The organism is Nocardioides sp. (assembly GCF_030655615.1).
Classification (GTDB): domain Bacteria; phylum Actinomycetota; class Actinomycetes; order Propionibacteriales; family Nocardioidaceae; genus Nocardioides.
Window position 1 is genome coordinate 1 of the sequence record NZ_JAURVJ010000066.1, and the last position, 17,811, is coordinate 17,811.

17 protein-coding genes are annotated in these 17,811 nt (G+C 73.6%); 11 read left to right on the forward strand and 6 right to left on the reverse strand.

The genetic code is table 11. The annotated features are described in order from the left end of the window. Positions 1-988 (reverse strand): serine/threonine-protein kinase (locus tag Q7T52_RS05465; RefSeq protein WP_304800168.1); only part of this gene is annotated, 988 nt, incomplete at its 3' end. 151 nt (positions 989-1,139) lie between these two features. On the opposite strand from Q7T52_RS05465, the gene Q7T52_RS05470 reads away from it, so the two are divergent. From Q7T52_RS05470 to Q7T52_RS05510, 9 genes are all read left to right on the forward strand, one after another. Then, complete coding sequence (locus Q7T52_RS05470; RefSeq protein ID WP_304800170.1) at positions 1,140-1,682, forward strand: RNA polymerase sigma factor; 543 nt, start codon at positions 1,140-1,142, stop codon at positions 1,680-1,682. After that, complete coding sequence (locus tag Q7T52_RS05475; protein WP_304800172.1) at positions 1,679-2,362, forward strand: hypothetical protein; 684 nt, start codon at positions 1,679-1,681, stop codon at positions 2,360-2,362. Before Q7T52_RS05470 ends, Q7T52_RS05475 begins: the two co-directional genes overlap by 4 nt. A gap of 7 nt (positions 2,363-2,369) precedes the next feature. Further along, positions 2,370-2,945, forward strand: a complete 576-nt coding sequence (locus tag Q7T52_RS05480; protein ID WP_304800174.1) for a nucleotidyltransferase family protein — start codon at positions 2,370-2,372, stop codon at positions 2,943-2,945. Positions 2,946-2,954: 9 nt separating this feature from the next. Further along, the gene (locus tag Q7T52_RS05485; protein WP_304800176.1) at positions 2,955-3,848 is read left to right on the forward strand and encodes a MoxR family ATPase; all 894 of its coding nucleotides are present in this window, start codon (positions 2,955-2,957) and stop codon (positions 3,846-3,848) included. A gap of 3 nt (positions 3,849-3,851) precedes the next feature. After that, on the forward strand, positions 3,852-4,982 hold the full coding sequence (locus Q7T52_RS05490; RefSeq protein ID WP_304800178.1) for a VWA domain-containing protein: 1,131 nt from the start codon (positions 3,852-3,854) through the stop codon (positions 4,980-4,982). Beyond that, a complete protein-coding gene (locus Q7T52_RS05495; RefSeq protein WP_304800180.1) occupies positions 4,975-6,177 on the forward strand; it encodes an XdhC/CoxI family protein in 1,203 nt (400 codons plus the stop codon). The genes Q7T52_RS05490 and Q7T52_RS05495 overlap by 8 nt, the downstream gene beginning before the upstream one ends. Positions 6,178-6,342: 165 nt before the next feature. After that, a complete protein-coding gene (locus Q7T52_RS05500) occupies positions 6,343-7,596 on the forward strand; it encodes an iron-containing alcohol dehydrogenase (protein ID WP_304800182.1) in 1,254 nt (417 codons plus the stop codon). A 7-nt stretch (positions 7,597-7,603) separates the two neighbouring features. After that, positions 7,604-9,025: a sensor histidine kinase gene (locus tag Q7T52_RS05505; RefSeq protein WP_304800184.1), complete on the forward strand. Its 1,422-nt coding sequence runs from the start codon at positions 7,604-7,606 to the stop codon at positions 9,023-9,025. After that, on the forward strand, positions 9,013-9,723 hold the full coding sequence (locus tag Q7T52_RS05510; RefSeq protein ID WP_304800186.1) for a response regulator transcription factor: 711 nt from the start codon (positions 9,013-9,015) through the stop codon (positions 9,721-9,723). Before Q7T52_RS05505 ends, Q7T52_RS05510 begins: the two co-directional genes overlap by 13 nt. Positions 9,724-9,778: 55 nt before the next feature. On the opposite strand, the gene Q7T52_RS05515 is transcribed toward Q7T52_RS05510, so the two are convergent. From Q7T52_RS05515 to mdo, 5 genes are all read right to left on the reverse strand, one after another. Next, the gene (locus tag Q7T52_RS05515) at positions 9,779-10,432 is read right to left on the reverse strand and encodes an acetate uptake transporter (protein WP_304800187.1); all 654 of its coding nucleotides are present in this window, start codon (positions 10,430-10,432) and stop codon (positions 9,779-9,781) included. Positions 10,433-10,708: 276 nt separating this feature from the next. Beyond that, on the reverse strand, positions 10,709-11,617 hold the full coding sequence (gene mftM, locus Q7T52_RS05520; RefSeq protein ID WP_304800189.1) for a mycofactocin oligosaccharide methyltransferase MftM: 909 nt from the start codon (positions 11,615-11,617) through the stop codon (positions 10,709-10,711). Beyond that, complete coding sequence (locus tag Q7T52_RS05525; protein ID WP_304800191.1) at positions 11,614-13,143, reverse strand: VWA domain-containing protein; 1,530 nt, start codon at positions 13,141-13,143, stop codon at positions 11,614-11,616. Before Q7T52_RS05525 ends, mftM begins: the two co-directional genes overlap by 4 nt. Before the next feature lie 6 nt (positions 13,144-13,149). Next, a complete protein-coding gene (locus Q7T52_RS05530) occupies positions 13,150-14,355 on the reverse strand; it encodes an AAA family ATPase (protein WP_370692298.1) in 1,206 nt (401 codons plus the stop codon). A gap of 131 nt (positions 14,356-14,486) precedes the next feature. Next, positions 14,487-15,779: an NDMA-dependent methanol dehydrogenase gene (gene mdo, locus Q7T52_RS05535; RefSeq protein WP_304800193.1), complete on the reverse strand. Its 1,293-nt coding sequence runs from the start codon at positions 15,777-15,779 to the stop codon at positions 14,487-14,489. Positions 15,780-15,992: 213 nt separating this feature from the next. Between mdo and mftE the strand changes: the two genes are divergently transcribed. Next, positions 15,993-16,763, forward strand: coding sequence for a mycofactocin biosynthesis peptidyl-dipeptidase MftE (mftE, locus tag Q7T52_RS05540; RefSeq protein WP_304800195.1), 771 nt, complete (start codon positions 15,993-15,995; stop codon positions 16,761-16,763). 7 nt (positions 16,764-16,770) lie between these two features. Next, positions 16,771-17,811: mycofactocin biosynthesis glycosyltransferase MftF (mftF, locus tag Q7T52_RS05545; protein ID WP_304800197.1), on the forward strand; the 1,041-nt coding region annotated here is incomplete at its 3' end.

A 17,811-nucleotide genomic window follows, 5' to 3' on the forward strand; every position in this document is an offset into this window, starting at 1 on the left:
CGGGCCCGCCCGAGCTCGGCGCGGGAGTCGGCGTGGGCGTCGCGGCGAACGCAGCCGGCGGGGCGAACGGACGCGGGGACGTGTGCGGGGGCGGCGGCGTGCTGCTCGACTGGCTGAGCGGGGTCTGCGGCACCAGCGGCGGGTGCGGCGTGCTCGAGGCGAGGGCGGCCAGGTCGCGCAGGTCCTGCCGCATCGCCCGGGCGTCGGGGTAGCGGGACCCGGGGTCCTTGGCCATCGAGCGTCGCAGCACCGCGTTGACCCCGGCCGCGACCGGTGACGACTCGGCGAGCTGCGGCACGGGGGCGTTGAGGTGGTGCATGCCGATCTCGACGTCGCTGCCCGCGTAGGGGGCCGAGCCGATCAGCGAGGTGAACAGCACGCAGCCGAGGGCGTAGAGGTCGGCCGACGCCGTGGCCGGCTCGCCCCGCAGCCGCTCGGGGGCCAGGTAGGCGAAGGTGCCGGCGACCGCACCCGGCGCGGTCAGCCCGGGGCTGCGGTCCTGGGCGATGCCGAAGTCGCAGAGGTAGACGAACATCTCCGCGCTGATCTCGCGCAGCAGCACGTTGCTGGGCTTGACGTCGCGGTGCACCACGCCGGCGGCGTGGGAGTCGCCGAGCGCCCACGCGAGCTGCTCGGCGACCTGCGCCGCCTGGGCCACCGGCACCGGGCCGTGCTGGCGCAGGGCCTGCGCGAGGTCGCCGCCGGCGACGTACTGGGTCGCGATGAAGAGGCAGCCCTCGTGCTCGCCGTGGTCGAGCACCTGGACGACGTGGGGCGAGTCGAGCCGCGCCAGCACCGTCGCCTCGCGGGAGAACCGGGCGCGGTAGTCGGCCTGGCCGGCGAGCTCGGGGGACAGCACCTTGAGGGCCACGGTCCGCCCGAGGCCGCGGTGCTCGGCCGCGAACACGACCCCCATGCCGCCGCGCCCGAGCTGGCGCACGATGCGGTAGGGACCGAAGTCCTCGCCCACGGAGGGGAAACGGGCCACGGGTCACCTCCAGGAAGACAGGCCGGTGACGGCAGCCTCTCACGCTGGGCCCGCCCCCAAACGCACCCCCGTACGACGGCCCGGCAACGGCGCCGACCGACCACCGCGGGGGAGGGAGGAAGGGGCGACCGACCTGTGAAACGGTGGAGGCGTGACCTCCCCGGCCCGTCGCGAGCGCTTCGAGGACGTCGCGGCCCAGGTGGTGGAGCCGGTGCGGCGCTTCCTGGCCCGACGTACGGACCACGCGACCGCCGACGACGTCCTGGCCGACACGCTGCTCGTCTGCTGGCGCCGCGTCGACGAGGTCCCCGACGAGCCGCTGCCGTGGGTCTACGGCGTCGCCCGCAACTGCCTGGCCAACGCCGAGCGCGGCGCCCGACGCCAGCAGCGGGTCGCCGGACGGATCGCGGCGGTCGACCCGCCGCCGCCCAGCGCGCCGGGGCCGGGGGAGGACGGGCCCGACGTCCAGGCGGTCACCGACGCTCTCGACGCTCTGCCGGCCAAGGACGCCGAGCTGCTGCGCCTGTGGGCGTGGGAGCAGCTGGCACCGGCCGAGATCGCGGTCGTCCTCGACATCACCGCCAACGCCGCCAGCATCCGGCTGCACCGGGCGCGGGAGAAGCTGCGCGAGGAGCTGCGAAAGAACGGCGTCGGTGCCGGACATGAGGAGACGACGGAGGGGAGGAAGCCATGACCGACGACCAGCAAGACCAGCCGGACCAGCACGACGAGCTGAGGGCACTGCTGCAGTCGGCCGACCCGGCGGCCTCGCTCCCGACGGCCGACCCGACCCGGGTGGCCCGACTCCTGGAGGACACCATGACCGATCAGCTCACCGACGAGTCCCGCACCGACGGCACCCGCAACCGCAGCCGGCTGACCTGGATCGTCGCCGCTGCGGCCGTCCTGGTGATCGGTGGTGGCGTCCTGTTCGCGACCACGACGGACAACGACGACGACGTGCCCCCGACGGCCGGCGGCGACCCGACCAGCCAGCAGAGCACCGCCACCGGGGCCGACCGCACGGTGACCGAGCTCAGCGCCACCGGCGGCACCAGCGCCAAGTGCATGGACCCGTTGTCGTCGCCCCAGGTGGTCGCCGCCCAGACCACGGCCTTCGACGGCACCGTCGAGTCGATCAGCGGCGGCACCGTCACCCTGGTGCCCACCAAGTTCTACGCCGGCGACGAGACCGACGTGGTCGTCGTCCAGGCCCCCGGGCCCGACATGGAGGCGCTGCTGTCGGCGGTCTCGTTCGAGGAGGGCAGCCGCTACCTGGTGTCCGCCACCGACGGGCAGGTCACGCTGTGCGGCTTCAGCGCGGAGTACTCCGACGCCCTCGCCGCCGTCTACGCCGAGGCCTTCCCGTCATGATGGCCCGATGACCGCAGGTCTCCTCCTCGCCGCCGGGGCCGGCTCGCGCATGGGCCGGCCCAAGGCCCTCGTGCACGACGACGACGGCACCTCCTGGCTCCAGCGCAGCCTCGACGTCCTCCGCGACGCCGGCTGCGACCACCTGCTCGTGGTCCTCGGGGCGTCGGCCGACGAGGCACGGGCGCTCGTGCCCGACGACGTCCGGGTCGTCGTGGCCGACGACTGGGCGACCGGGATGGCGGCCTCGCTGTCGACCGGCCTCGCCGCGCTCCAGCACGACGACGGCGAGGTCGCCCTGGTGACGCTGGTCGACCTGCCCGACGTCGGGGCCGACGCCTGCCGCCGGGTGCTCGCCGCCGCCGACGGCCCCACCAGCCTCGCGCGGGCGACCTACGACGGTCGGCCCGGTCACCCGGTGCTGATGGGGCGCGACCACTGGTTCCCCGCCGCCGCGACGGTCGAGGGCGACGCGGGCGCCAAGGACTACCTGCGCGAGCACGGCTGCGTCGCGGTCGAGTGCGGCGACCTCGCGACAGGTCGCGATGTGGACGCGCCAACCGGCGGCCAACAGCCCCCCTCGTAACCTCGGGGTGTGACGGCGTCCACACGGTTCGACAGTCCCGCTGACGCGGTCGCGCGGCTGGGTGCCACCGGCTACCTCTGCGACGACGACCTGGCGACCGTCGCGTTCCTCGGCCTGGCCATGCAGAGGCCGCTGCTGCTCGAGGGCGAGCCCGGTACCGGCAAGACCGCGCTGGCCGAGGCGCTGGCCGCAGCGCTCGACGTACCCCTGGTGCGGCTGCAGTGCTACGAGGGCATCGACGCGACGCAGGCGCTCTACGACTGGGACTTCCCGCGGCAGGTCCTGCACCTGCGGGCGCTGGAGGCGACCGGCGGTGCCACCGGCGCCAACCTCGAGGAGGCCGAGAAGAGCCTCTACGACGAGCGGTTCCTGCTCGCCCGGCCGGTGCTGACGGCGCTGCAGCAGAGCCCGGCGGTGCTGCTGGTCGACGAGATCGACCGCGCAGACGACGAGTTCGAGGCGTTCCTGCTCGAGGTGCTGTCGACCTACCAGGTCAGCATCCCCGAGCTCGGCACGATCAAGGCGGCTACGCCGCCGGTCGTGGTGCTCACGTCCAACCGCACCCGCGAGCTCCACGACGCGCTCAAGCGGCGCTGCCTCTACCACTGGATCGACCACCCCGGCCTCGAACGAGAGGTCGCGATCGTCCGCTCCCGCGCGCCCGAGGTCTCGGCGTCGCTGGCCGCGCAGGTCGTCGGCGTCGTCCAGCGGCTGCGCACCGGCACCGAGCTCGAGAAGCCCCCCGGCGTCGCCGAGACCCTCGACTGGGCCCGTGCGCTGCACTACCTCGGCACCACCGACCTCGACCTCGAGTCGTCGTCGCGCACGCTGGGTGCGCTGGTGAAGTACCGCGAGGACGCCGACCGCGTGAAGCACGCCCTCGACAACATGCTCCGGGCCTGAGACGTGGCGACCGCGCACGAGATCGACGAGGTCCTGCTCGCCTTCACCCGCGCGCTGCGCGCCGCCGGCGTACCGGTGACCCACGACCGCTCCGCCGGCTTCCTCGAGGCGACCGCGCTGGTCGGGCTCGACGGCCCGGCCGGCCAGCAGCTGACCTACGCCGCCGGTCGGGCCACGCTCTGCTCGACGCCCGACGACCTGGTGCGCTACGACCAGGTCTTCGCCGCGTTCTTCGACGCCCGCGACGGGCTGCCGCGCGAGCGGCCGGCGCCGCCGTCGCGCCCGGTGACCTCCCAGATGTCGCTCGACGAGGGCGCCGGCGAGGGTGACGAGGGCGCCGACGACGACGTCGTGCGCGCCCTGGCCAGCGACGTCGAGGTGCTGCGCCACCGCGACCTCGCCACCATGACGGCCGCCGAGAAGCACCACCTCGCAGCCATGTTCGCGACCCTGCGCCCGCGACCGCCGCTGCGCCGGACGGTCCGCCAGGAGCCGTGGCGCCGCGGCCGGGTCGACGCCGCCCGCACCCTGCGCGCGAGCATGCGGCGACACGGCGAGCCGGCCCGGATCGAGTGGCGCCACCGGCGCCTGCGGCCGCGTCGCGTGGTCCTGCTGGTCGACGTGTCCGGCTCGATGAGCGGCTACGCCGACGCCCTGCTGCGCCTCGCCCACACCATGACCCAGGCCCTCACGACGCGGGGCGGCCGGGTCGAGACCTTCACCGTCGGCACCCGCCTCACCCACCTGACCCGCGCGCTGCGCAGCCGTGACGCCGAGCGCGCCCTGGTGGCCGCCGGGTCCGCCGTACCCGACTGGTCGGGCGGCACCCGCCTCGGCGAGACGCTCAAGGTCTTCACCGACCGCTGGGGGCGGCGCGGGATGGCGCGCGGCGCCGTCGTCGTCGTCTTCAGCGACGGCTGGGAGCGCGGCGACTGCACCCAGCTGGGCGAGCAGGTACGCCGCCTCCGTGCGGTCGCGCACCGCGTGGTGTGGGTCAACCCGCACCGAGGCAAGGCCGGCTACGAGCCGGTCCAGCAGGGAATCCTGGCCGTCCTGCCACACGTTGACGACCTGGTGGCCGGGCACACCCTCGCCACCTACGCCGAGCTCGTGGAGGTGGTGGCCCGTGCGTGACGTCCTCGGTGAGCTGATGGCCTGGTGGGAGTCCGGCGAGACGATCGGCGTCGGCACCGTCGTCGCGACCTTCCAGTCCGCCCCGCGACCGCCCGGCGCCTCCATGCTGGTCGGCCCGGACGAGACCGCGGTCGGCTCGGTCTCCGGCGGCTGCGTCGAGGGCGCCGTCTACGAGCTCGCGCAGTCGGTGGTCGGCTCGGGCGAGCCCGTGCTCGAGCGCTACGGCGTCAGCGACGACGACGCCTTCGCCGTCGGCCTGACCTGCGGCGGCATCCTCGACGTCTGGGTCGAGCAGGTCTCCCGGGAGACCTTCCCCGAGCTCGGCGAGATCGCCGCCGACATCGAGGCCGGCCGCCCCGTCGCCCTCGCCACCGTCATCGAGCACCCCGACCCGGCCCGCCTCGGCACCCGCCTCGTCATCCGTCCCGACGCCCCCGGCGCGGTAGTCCCTGACGTAGATCAAGATCCCGGGGTCCAGAACCTTGAATTACGTCAGGGACTGTCGCGGCTGTGGTCGGACCGGGCCACCGACGCCGTCACCGACGACGCGCTGGGGCTGCTGGCGAGCGGGACCAACGCGACGCTGACCTACGGCCCCGACGGCGAGCGGCGCGGCGAGGGGATGCGGGTGTTCGTGTGGGCGTTCGCGCCCAAGCCGCGGCTGCTGGTGTTCGGCGCGATCGACTTCGCGGCCGCGGTCGCCCGGGTCGGCTCGTTCCTGGGCTACGACGTGACCGTCTGCGACGCGCGCCCGGTCTTCGCCACGGCCAGCCGCTTCCCCGACGCCGACCGGGTGGTCGTCGACTGGCCGCACCGCTACCTCCGGGCCGAGCAGGCCGCCGGCTCGATCGACCGGCGCACCGTGATCACGGTGCTCACCCACGACCCCAAGTTCGACGTGCCGCTGCTCGAGGAGGCCCTGCGCCTGCCCGAGGTGGCGTACGTCGGCGCGATGGGCTCGCGGCGCACCCACGACGACCGGATGGCGCGGCTGCGCGAGGCCGGCCTGGGCGACCACGAGCTCGAGCGGCTCTCGAGCCCGATCGGCCTCGACCTCGGTGCCCGCACCCCCGAGGAGACCGCGATCAGCATCGCCGCCGAGTTCATCGCCGGCCGCTGGGGCGGCAGCGGCGAGCGGCTCGCGAGCACGAGCGGGCGCATCCACCAGGAGCGGCCCAGCCCGGTCGGGGAGTGACGCACCTGCCCGAACGGGCAGGTCCGCCCGCGGCCGACCCGACCTAGCCTGGCGACGTCCTGTGACGACCGTCGTGGCCCCGGACCCGGTCGGCGGCACCCGGCCAACCTCGCTGCAACGTTCCACGAGGCACTGTGGCTGCCGTCACACATCCTGGGAGGCTGCATGACGATCATGGCCCCGATCGGCCCGCGGGCCGGCGCCGCTCCTGCCGGCTCCGCCGTGGCCACACGTGCGAGCCGTGCCACCCGCACCGCACCCACCGAGGTCGGCGCGCTGGTGAAGTTCCACGCCCCCGAGGTCGTGTTCGGCTCCGGCTCGCTGGCGGAGGCCGGGTTCGCCGCCGTACGCCTCGGTGCGCGGCGGCCGCTCGTGGTCACCGACCCCGGCATCATCGAGGCCGGCTGGGTCGAGCAGCTGCTCGACCACCTGTGTGCCGCCGGGCTCCAGCCGGTCGTCTGGTCGCGGGTCACGCCCAACCCGCGCGACCACGAGATCCGCGCCGCCCACGCCCACTACCTCGAGTGGGACTGCGACGTCATCGTCGGCCTCGGCGGCGGGTCCGTGGCTGACGCGGCCAAGGGCGTTGCGGTGCTGTCGGGCAACGGCGGCGACATCCTCGACTACGCCGGCGTCGACCAGGTCACCCGGCCGATCCCGCCGCTGCTGATCATCCCGACCACGTCGGGCACCGGGGCCGACGTCAGCCAGTTCTGCATCGTCACCGACACCGAGCGCTCGGTGAAGATCACGATCATGGGACGCGCGCTCGTGCCCGACCTCTCCCTCACGGACCCGCGGCTGCTCGTGACGATGCCCGAGAGCCTCAACGCGGCGACCGGCCTCGACGCGCTCACCCACGGCATCGAGGCCTTCGTCTCGCTGGCCCACAACCCGCTGGCCGACACCCACGCCCTCGACGCGGTCGCGCTGGTCTGCGCCCACCTGCGCACCACGATGACCTCGCCCCACGACGAGCCCGCCCGCCGCAAGATGGCTCAGGCCAGCCTGCAGGCCGGGCTCGCGTTCTCCAACGCGATCCTCGGCGCCACCCACGCGATGAGCCACCAGGTCGGCGGCCTCCTCGACGCGCCGCACGGCGTGGTCAACGGGGTGCTGCTGCCGCACGTGATCCGCTACAACGCCCGCGCCACACCCGGCCGGTTCGTCGACCTCGCCCGGGCCGCGGGCCTGGCCGTCGACGGGGTGCCGGGCGACGTCGCCGCCGAGATGCTGGCCGACCACGTCCGCCGGCTGGCCGACGACGTCGGCGTACCGCGGGGTCTGCGCGAGCTCGGCGTCACCGAGGCCGACATCCCGCGGCTCGCCCACACGACGCTCGACGATGCCTGCCTGGCCACGAACCCGCGGGCGGCCACCGAGGACGACGTGGTGCGGCTCTTCCGAGACGCGCTGTAGCGGCGACGTGACGGCGTCCGGTCAGGCGGAGGGCCCGCCGCACGAGCTCGACCTCGCGACCCTGACCGGCGTCCGGTCGGGCAAGGGGTCCTACTACCGCGCCTACGTGCGCTCCGACGAGCGCATGCAGCGGGCGGTACGGGCGATGGACTCCATCTCGCGCGCGCTGGTACGCACGGTCGAGGGGCCGCGCGGCCTGCTCGAGGAGGTCACCCGCGCGGCCGCCGAGCACCTCACCGCGTCGTGGACGATCCTCGCGCTCTCCGACGGCCACCTCACCGGGGCCCGGCCGCGCTTCCTCGCCGTCGACGAGCACGGCGCGGTGGTCGACGACGACGCGCTGCTGCCGGCGTTCGTACGCCGTGAGCTCGGCGCCATCCGGGCCGGGCACGAGACGCGTGCCGTGCGTGACGACGGCTGGGTGCGGGTGCCGATGACCCTGGAGGGCGAGCGGATCGGGAGCCTCGCCGGCCGCCACGGCCTGCGTGACCAGCCCGAGCCCGGCGACCTCTCGGTGCTGCGGATCCTGGCCAACGAGGCCGCGGTCTCGCTGCACACCAGCGAGCAGTACCAGGCCGGGCTCACCCTGCACCGCCGCGCCCAGCAGCTCTACGACGAGGCGACGGTGCGGGCCCGCGACCTCGAGGTCCGCACCCGCGAGCTGCGCCGGGCCGAGGAGCGGCTGCTCGTCGCCCACCAGCGCGAGCTGCTCGACCACGAGCGGCACCGGATCGCGCGCGAGCTGCACGACAGCGTCACGCAGTACGTCCTGTCCGCCGGGATGGCCGTCGAGATCGCCCGCGGGGAGGCCGAGGACCTCGGCGCGCCGGGCACCCGGATCCTTGAGCGGCTGACCGCCGCCAAGGGCCTGTCCGCCGAGGCGGTCGACCAGCTGCGTCGGGCGATCTATGCCCTGCACCAGCCGCACCGCGACACCGTCTGGAGCCTGCCCGAGCTGCTCCACGAGGTCGCCCAGCACCACCGCCCCCAGCTCGCGGTCTCGCTGCGGGTGGAGGGCGACGCCCACCCCCTGCCGGCCGACGCCGACCACGAGATCGCGCGGGCCGTGGGGGAGGCGCTCTTCAACGTCGCCACCCACGCCGAGGCCACCCGGGCCGTCGTACGGCTGCGCTACCGCGAGGACCAGCTCTACGTCAGCGTCGCCGACGACGGCGTGGGCGACCCGACGGTGCTGGCGCGACGGCTGCGGCTCGAGCGCGGGCCGTCGGTCGACGGTCGCCACCGCGGCCTGGTCAACATCGAGAGCCGGATCGTCGAGCTCGGCGGGACCGTCGCCTTCCGGCGCGCGCGTCTCGGTGGTGTCCGTGTGGAGATGCGGCTGCCCCTGCCCCTGGCGGACGACCGCCCGGGGTTCATCGTCGGCCTGGTGGGAGCCGGGCCGCAGGAGGAGGAACCATGGCCACGCTGACCCCACCCACGACGGTGCCGAGGAGCACGTCGACCGACCCGGCCGGCGGGACCGCGTCGGCGACCGTCGACATCATGCTCGTCGACGACCACGCCATCGTCCGGCAGGGCCTGCGCTCGATCCTCGAGCGCGAGTCCGACCTGCGGGTCGTCGCCGAGGCCTCGACGGCGGCCGAGGCGCTCGCCGTCATCGGCCGGGTGTGCCCGCAGATCGTGCTGCTCGACCTCAAGCTCTCGACGTCGTCCGACACCGAGGGCCTCGACCTGTGCGCCGAGCTGTCCGAGCGGTTCAGCGGCCTCGGCATCCTCGTCCTCACGACCTTCCTCGACGACCAGCTCGTGCTGCGGGCGGTGCGGGCCGGGGCCCGGGGCTACGTCGTCAAGGACGTCGACACCTCGGGCCTCATCCGCGCGATCCGCGACGTCGCCCGCGGCGAGAGCGCCTTCGACGCCCGCTCCGCGGCCGCCATGGTGCGCGGCCTCAACACCCCGCCCGTCGGCGAGGAGAAGAAGCTGACGCCGCGCGAGGGCGAGGTCCTCGAGCTCCTGGCCCGCGGCCTCTCCAACCGCGAGATCGGCGCCCGCCTCTACGTCTCCGAGACCACGGCCAAGTTCCACGTCGGCAACATCCTCCGCAAGCTCGACGTCTCGCGACGGGCCGAGGCCGTCTACGAGGCGTCGAAGCTCGGCGTCATCTGAGACGGCCAGTCGTACGAGGGCGTCGAACCACCGCAGCCGACCTGCGGACTCGACGTCACGGCACCGGCAGGACCGTGCGCTCCCAGGTCGTGTTGACGATGATCGCGGCCGAGGCGTAGAGCGCGACCGCGGCGTCGGCGATCAGGACGAAGCCGGCCGCGTGGCCGAGGCCGGCGCTCTCCAGGAACGCCCCGAACGCCGCGAGGTAGAAGACCCCGTTGAGCAGCGTGAAGATGACGATCGTCGTCAGGTTGGTGCGGATCGCCGCCAGCAGCATGTAGGACGAGAAGATCGCCCACGCCAGCAGGAACATCCCGGTGATGGCGGCGGCGTCCGCGGTCACCATCGGGCCGTAGAACTGCACCAGCAGCGCATAGCTGAGCCAGAACCCGCTGTAGGCCGTGAACACCAGCCCCGGGAACGTCTCGCCGCGCTGGAAGTGTATGATCCCGGCGACGAGCTCCGTCGTGAAGCCCAGCGCCAGGGCCAGCGAGAGCACCGCCGGCGTGGCGAGCGGGTCGATCAGCCCCGACATCACGCTCGACAGCACGAGTGCCGAGATGCCGAAGCTGGCGAGGCCGAGCGGGAACGGGTCGCCCCACCCGTTGGCGGGTGGGGCGACCGCGGCGGGCGGTGCCGGGGCGGCAGCCGGCGTCGCCGGGACGGCAGTCTCGGCGAGGTGGTTCGGGGGGCTGGCGAGATCGGTCATGGTGTCCTCCGGTCGGGTGGCGACGACGGCGTCCGCGACGGCGTCGTGACTGCGACGCTAGGCACCGCGGGGCGCCGGGGAACCCGCTGAGAGGTGGGGTCCCCACCCTGTCCGGACGGTCTTCGCGGGGCGGTGCGTGCACGCTTCGGACAGGTACGCCGGACCTGTCCGTCGCGTGCACGCACCCGTCGTCCTACCCGGCCAGCTCGCTGACCCGTCAGCAACTGCTGACGGGTCGACGGAAGTCACGCTGACCCGTCAGCAACTGCTGACGGGTCAGCGAGAGGTGTGGACGATCAGCCAGCCGCCGTGGTCGTCGCGGACGTCGTAGGGGAGGCCGGTGGCGGCGCCCCAGGCGTCGAGGTCGGCGAGGGAGACGGTGCGGACGTGGCCCCAGGTCTCGTCGGCCTCGTCCTCGAGGGGTACGGCGACGACGACGCGTCGCCGCGCGACCCGGACGGCCTCGGCGAGCACGCGCGCGCCGTGGTCGGCGTCGAGGTGCTCGAGCAGGTGCACGGCGAGCACGTTGTCGGCGGTGCCGGCCGCCCAGGGGAGGCGGGCGGCGTCGGTGACGTGGGTCGCGACCTCGACGCCCAGGCGGGGGGCGACGGCTGCCAGCAGCCCGATCGTGCCGGGGGAGACGTCGGTGGCCAGCACCGGTCGCCCGGCGGCGGCCAGGCGCAGCGACAGGAAGCCGAAGCAGCAGCCGAGCTCGAGCACCGTCCCGGGGGCCAACGAGCGCTCGGCGATCCCGTAGACGGGGGCGTAGTCGGCGACCGTCCCGTGCGAGGAGCCCGACCCCGAGCCGTCCAGCGACGCCTCGATCCGGGCGGTGGTGTTGCGGTAGAAGCGGGTCCACGCCTCGAGCGGGTCGGGGTCGGAGCTGAGCACGACGCCGGTGAACAGCCGCTCGAAGAGCTCAGGCCCCCGCAGCCAGCCGGGCTGGAAGAGCTCGGTGGCGAGCAGCCCGGAGACGTCGTCGTCGATCTGCTCTCGCGGCACCCGGTGCACGACCTGGAGCCGCGACTCGAACGGGGTCACGTCGAAGTGCTCGGTGCGCACGGTGTGCAGACCGCGTCGGGGCAGCGACCCGAGGTGGGCCCGGACCTCCACGTGGGCGTCGCGGTAGACCCCGGCCTGGCACGGGCCGAAGGGGTCGATCGCCTCCCACGCGGTCGTGGTCATGTCGGGCTCAGCGCCGTCGAGACGTGGTCGAGGCCGCGCAGGTTGCGCACGACCTGCACGCGTTCGCAGTACTCGGCGTACGCCGGCAGGTCGCAGCCGCCGAGACCCCACGAGAAGCGCGGCTCGGGCGTCAGCCAGATCGTCGACCGGGCCCGCCGGCTCAGCTCCTCGAACGCCTTGAGTCCCGGGTCCTTGCCGTTGTTGCGCGCGTCGCCGAGCACGACGAGCGTCGTACGCCGGGTGACGGCCGAGCCGAACTGCTCGAGGAACGTCTCGAACGCGGAGCCGAAGTCGGAGTCGGCGTCGACGTCGAGCACGCCGCCGGCGGGGAGGCCGGCCATGACGAGCGACAGGGCGTCCTCGATGCGGTGCTCCGAGAAGAGATCAGTGATCTCGACGAGGTCCTTGACGAAGGCGAACGTGCGCACCGACGAGGCCACCGACTGCAGGCTGTGCACCAGGTGCAGGGTGAACCGCGCGGTCGAGCGCACCGACAGCGAGACGTCGCAGAGCACGAGCAGGCGCGGCCGGTCCTCGACCTTGCTGACGGTGACGGGCCGGAAGGGGACGCCGTCGTACTTCATGTTGGCGCGCATCGTGCGGGCGCCGTCGACCACGCCCCGGGTCGACGCCTTGCGACGGGGTCGCGGCGCGCCGCGCAGGCTGCGCAGCAGGCGCCGCAACGACTCCTCGAGGTCGGCCCGTTCGCGCTCGTCGATCGTCTCGGCCTGGGCCGCCTCGATCTCGCGGGTCTCGAGCTCGTGCTCCATCTCCATCAGCCGCTCGAGGTGGTGCTTGAGCCGCTCGGGGAGGCTGGCCAGGAACGGTGCCAGCGCCTCGCGCAACGCGGCCAGTCCGTCGGCGCTCGTCGGGTCGTCGGTGCCGTCCTCGGGCATCGCCTCCTCGAGCCAGCTGAGCAGCATCAGCTCCTCGGCGACGGTGAGCTCACTGTCGATCTCCATGCCGGGACGGCGGACGAGGTCGCCGGGGTTGCCGGGGTTGTGCATCCGCTGCGTCGACAGCTGTACCCGCGCGGCCTCGCCGGCGCTGGTCTCGGTGTCGTTGCTCAGCACGATCTCGTCGGTGAGGGCGGCGATGTCGATCTTGTTGGCCTCCTGGTGGAGGTTGTACTGCTGCGCCATGTCCTCGGGCTTGAAGAACTCCTTGATGTCGTCGGGCTTGCCGTGCGAGTGCCCGTCCTCGGGGGTGTCGCCCGGCTCCTCCGACAGCGTGAACTGCTCCAGCAGCCCGTCGTCGGTGAGGTCGTCGTGACCGTGGCCGTGCCCGACGTCGGCGTCGTCGATCACGGCGCGCAGGCCGAAGAACCGGTCGAAGACGCGCTCGAACGTCGCGAGGTCGCGCCGGTCCTTGACCAGGCTGACGGCGAGCGCGGCCCGCAGGACGTCACGGTCCTCGAGCACGCTCGGCTGGGCGACGGCGTGCATCGCGTCGACGGCCTCGGCCGTGCTGACGCGGACGCCCTGCAGCCGCAGGAGACGGATGAAGCGGTGGACCGCGCCCTCCATGAGAGCTCAGACCGGGCGCTTGCGCGCCGAGCGGGAGGCGAAGGAGCGCTCGCCCTGACCGGCGGGCACGGGCTTGGGCGGCGGACCGCCGTGACGTCCGGGCTGGTCCTTGGCCGCCCGGATCGCCCTGCCGTCGGGCTCGTCGTCGTGGCCGGAGCCGGAGTCGTGGCTGTGGTCGCTGCCGGGCCCGTGGCCGTGGCCGTGGCCGTGCCCGTGACCGTGGTCGAGGCTGTCGGGCACGTCGGCGTTGGGGTCGACCATCGACGGGATCGCCTTCATCGCGCGGTCGAGGTCGCGCTCGTACTTCACGACGACGTTGAGCGTCTGCGACAGGACGTCGGCGGTCAGCTCCTTGACGCCGAGGACGGCCAGCGTGCGCGCCCAGTCGATGGTCTCGGAGATGCTCGGCGACTTGCGCAGGTCGAGCTCGCGCAGCCCGCGGACGATCTCGACGAGGCGTACGGCGAGGGCCTCCGCCAGGCCGGTGTCCTTGGACCGGATGATCTCGAGCTCGCGCTCGGCCTCGGGGTAGTCGAGGAACAGGTGCAGGCAGCGGCGCTTGAGCGCGGCGGACAGGTCGCGGGTGTTGTTGGAGGTGAGGACGACGTAGGGCAGCGTCGTGGCCTTGACGGTGCCGATCTCGGGGATGGAGATCTGGAACTCGGAGAGCAGCTCGAGCAGCACGGCCTCGAGGGCCTCGTCGGCCCGGTCGACCTCGTCGATGAGGAGCACGACCGGCTCCGGCGAGGTGATCGCCTCGAGCAGCGGCCGGGCGGCGAGGAAGCGCTCGGAGAAGAAGACGCTGTCCTGCTGGGAGATCCGGTCGACGGCCTCGGTGAGGGTGGCGGCGTCCTCGATGACCTGGCCGATCTTCTCGCGCAGGATCTGCGTGTAGAGCATCTGCTTGCCGTAGTCCCACTCGTAGAGCGCCTTGGTCTCGTCCTGGCCCTCGTAGCACTGCAGCCGGATGAGCCGGCGGCCGGTGACGGCGGCGAGGCTGGTCGCGAGCTGCGTCTTGCCCACGCCCGCCGGCCCCTCGAGGAGGACGGGTTTGTCGAGTCGCGAGAGCAGGAAGACCGTGGTCGCGAGCCGGTCGTCGGTGAGGTAGCCCGCGTCGCGGAAGCGGGACCGCGCGTCGTCGATGTCCTCGAACTCGTGGCGGGTCGCAGCGGGATCGACGGTGGTCTCGGCGGCTGCTTCGGGCTCGGTCACGCAACGCTCCAGGGATAGGGCTGTGCTCGGGGTGTGCTCGGGCAGGGACGGGTGCGGTGGTGCCGGCAGGCCCGACCGGGACGCGGTCGGGCCTGCCGGGCTGGGAGGGGAGGGCCTGCAGGGACGAGCGCCTACTGGAGGAGGTCGTCCAGGTCGCCGTTGAGGCAGTGGTCCACCACCGGGCGGACGGTCTCGAACGTGCACTCCTTGGCGTTGCCGGGGGTGCAGGCGTCGCCGAGGACGTGGTTGGTGATCCGGTCGACGTCGTCGTCGTCGCCGGTGATCACCGGAGCGTCCTTGTAGAACTGCGTCGGGCCCTCGCCCAGGCGGTTCTTGGAGTAGGTGTCCTTGGTGACGTCGACGAACCGCTCGGTGATGCCGACGTCGCGCAGGAGGCGGATCGACGCGGCGAGCGCGGCGTCGGCCGCCTGCACCGTCGTCATGCCGCCGACGTCGACGCCCATGGCCACGGCGATCTCGGCGAAGGCCTTGTAGCGGGCCGGCATGTTGAAGGCCCACACGCGCGGCAGCGCGATGGCGTTGTTGAGGCCGTGGTGGGTGTCGTAGAACGCCGACACCGCGTGGGAGATCGAGTGGATGATCCCGAGGCCGCCGGAGTTGAACGCCTGGGCGGCGATGTACTGGGCGTACATCATGCCCTCGCGGCCCTTGAGGTCCTGGCCGTTCCAGACCGCCTCGCGCAGGTTCTCCGACGTCAGCTTGATGGCGCGGATCGCGTTGCCGAGCGACGGCTCGAAGTTGAGCCGCGACACGTAGGGCTCCGAGGCGTGCGCCAGCACGTCGAAGCCGCACTGGGCGGTGTAGTCGACCGGGCAGTCGAAGTAGAGCACCGGGTCGTCGATCGCGAGGCTGGTCACGGACGCGTCGTCGAAGGCGACGTACTTGTGCGGGTTGTCGGGGTCGGTCGTGGTGTCGGTGATGACGTAGGCCCACGAGGTCTCCGAGCCGGTGCCCGCCGTGGTCGAGACCGCGATGTGCGGCGGGTTCTTGGGGTTCTCGGACATGTTGAAGCCCTCGAACTCGTTGACGTTGCGCCCGTCGTGCGCCACCGAGACCCGCGCGCCCTTGCAGGCGTCGTGGGAGGAGCCGCCACCGATGGAGACGAACGAGTCGCACTCGTTCTCCTGGTAGAGCTTCACCGAGTCCATGACGTTGTAGTCCTTGGGGTTGGACTCGACCTTGTCGTAGACCACGACCTCGAGACCGTGGTACTTCATCGACTCGACGATCTTGTGGACGATGTCGGTGCCGCGGAGGCCCGACGTCATCACGAGGGTCTTGCGGAAGCCCATCTTGAGGGCCTCGGGCCCGATCATCTCGTGGGCGCCGGGCCCCATGAGCGCCCGTGGGAACGGGTGGAACTCCTTGATCGGGAACGGCTTCAGCAGCTCGTCTACTTGCATCGGGGATACCTCCGTTGGGCGTGAGGAACGTGACCCCTCGGACGCTAGGAACGATGTGACGCCGGCAACAGGTGGGGATCCGTAAACGGATCGCGGGGGGAGGGACGGACCTGTCCGATCCGGCAGGTGCGGTCGTCACGGCGAGGGGTGTGGGCGGCGCCGCGGCTCCCTACCGTGGGGGTGACCCGCCCACGCGACACCGGAGGACCTCTGATGGCCGTGACCGCGGAGCAGACGCTGGGCCGGATGCGATGGCCCGAGGTCACCGCCGACGACGGCCGGCCGGCGCCGGTGCTGCTGGTGCCGGTGGGCTCGCTCGAGCAGCACGGCCCGGCGCTCTGCCTCGCGACCGACGCCCTGGTCGCGGCCCACGCGGCCCAGCGCGCGGCGGCGAGGCTGGCCGGCGGGGGACAGCGGTTCCTCGTCGCACCGGTGGTTCCCTGCGGCGCCAGCGGCGAGCACGAGGGCTTTCCGGGGACCCTCTCCGTCGGCCACGACGCCCTGCACCTCCTGCTGGTCGAGCTGGCGCGCTCGGCCTGCCGGTGGGCGCAGGGCGTCGTGTTCGTCAACGGCCACGGCGGCAACGTGGCGACGATCGTCGACGTCGTGTCCCAGCTCAGGGCGGAGGGGCGCGGCGTCGCCTGGACGGCCTGCCGGGTCCCCGGCGACGACGCCCACGCCGGCCGCGCCGAGACGTCGCTGATGCTGGTGGTGGCGCCCGAGACCGTGCTCGTCGACCGGCTCGAGCCCGGCTGCACCGACCCCGTCGCCGACCTGGTGCCGAGGCTGCGCAGCGAGGGCGTGCGGGCCGTTTCGCCCAACGGCGTGCTCGGCGACCCGACGACCGCGAGCCGCGAGCTCGGCCGTCGCCTGATCGGCGACCTCGTCGACCGTCTCGTCGCCGAGCTCAGCGACATCGACGTCGGCGCCCACGGGCGGCTGCGGCGGCCGGACCGCGTGGACGCCCCGGTGACGATCCGGTGACGACCCGTTGACGGCGCTGCCGGCGGGCTTCGGCTTCGCGCTCTCGACCCGGACCCACGCCTGCGACGACGGGCGGTCCCTCGTCGGCGCGGGCGGTCGGGTCGTCCGGCTCTCGGCGGTGGCGGCCGCGGTCGTGGCCCGGGCACCGCTCACCGTCGCGGACGACGAGGACGGGGCGGTCGCGGCGCAGGTCGCCCGGCTGCTTCTCGACCGTGGCCTGGCCGACCCGTGGTGGCCCACCCCGGCACCCGCCGACGCCGACGTCACCGACGTCACGGTCGTCGTACCGACACGGGGGCGGGCGGGCGCCGTCGCAGGCCTCCTCGCCTCGCTCCCGGAGGGGCTGCCGGTGGTCGTGGTCGACGACGGCTCGGACGACCCGGCCCTGGTCGGGGCGGTCGCCGCCGAGCACGGCGCGCGCTGCGTGCGGCACCCGCGCAACCTCGGTCCGGCCGCTGCCCGCAACACCGGTCTGCGGGCCGTGCGCACGGCGTACGTCGCCTTCGTCGACTCCGACGTCCGCCCCGACGCAGGGTGGCTCGGCGTGCTGCGTCGCCACCTCGACGACCCGGCGGTCGCGCTCGTCGCGCCGCGCGTCCTCGGCCGGTCCCACCGGCCCGGGGGCGTTCGGGAGTCGTGGGTGGAGCGCTACGAGAAGGACCGTTCGTCACTCGACCTCGGCCCGCACCCGGCGGCGGTGCGCGTCCACAGCGCCGTGTCCTACCTGCCGAGCGCGTGCCTGGTGGCCCGCGTCGAGGCTCTCGGTGGCGGCTTCGACGAGGACCTGCGGGCCGGGGAGGACGTCGACCTCGTGTGGCGGCTCCTCGCGGACGGCCACGGGGTCCGCTACGAGCCCGCGGCGACGGTGCGCCACGACCACCGCACGCGGCTCGGCGCCTGGCTGGGGCGCAAGGCGTTCTACGGCACCTCGGCCGCGCCCCTCGCGGCGCGGCACCCCGGGGCGGTGGCGCCGCTCGTCGTCACGCCCTGGACCGTGGTGTGGTCGGTGGCGCTCCTGGCGCAGCGCCGGTGGTCGCTGCCGGTCGCG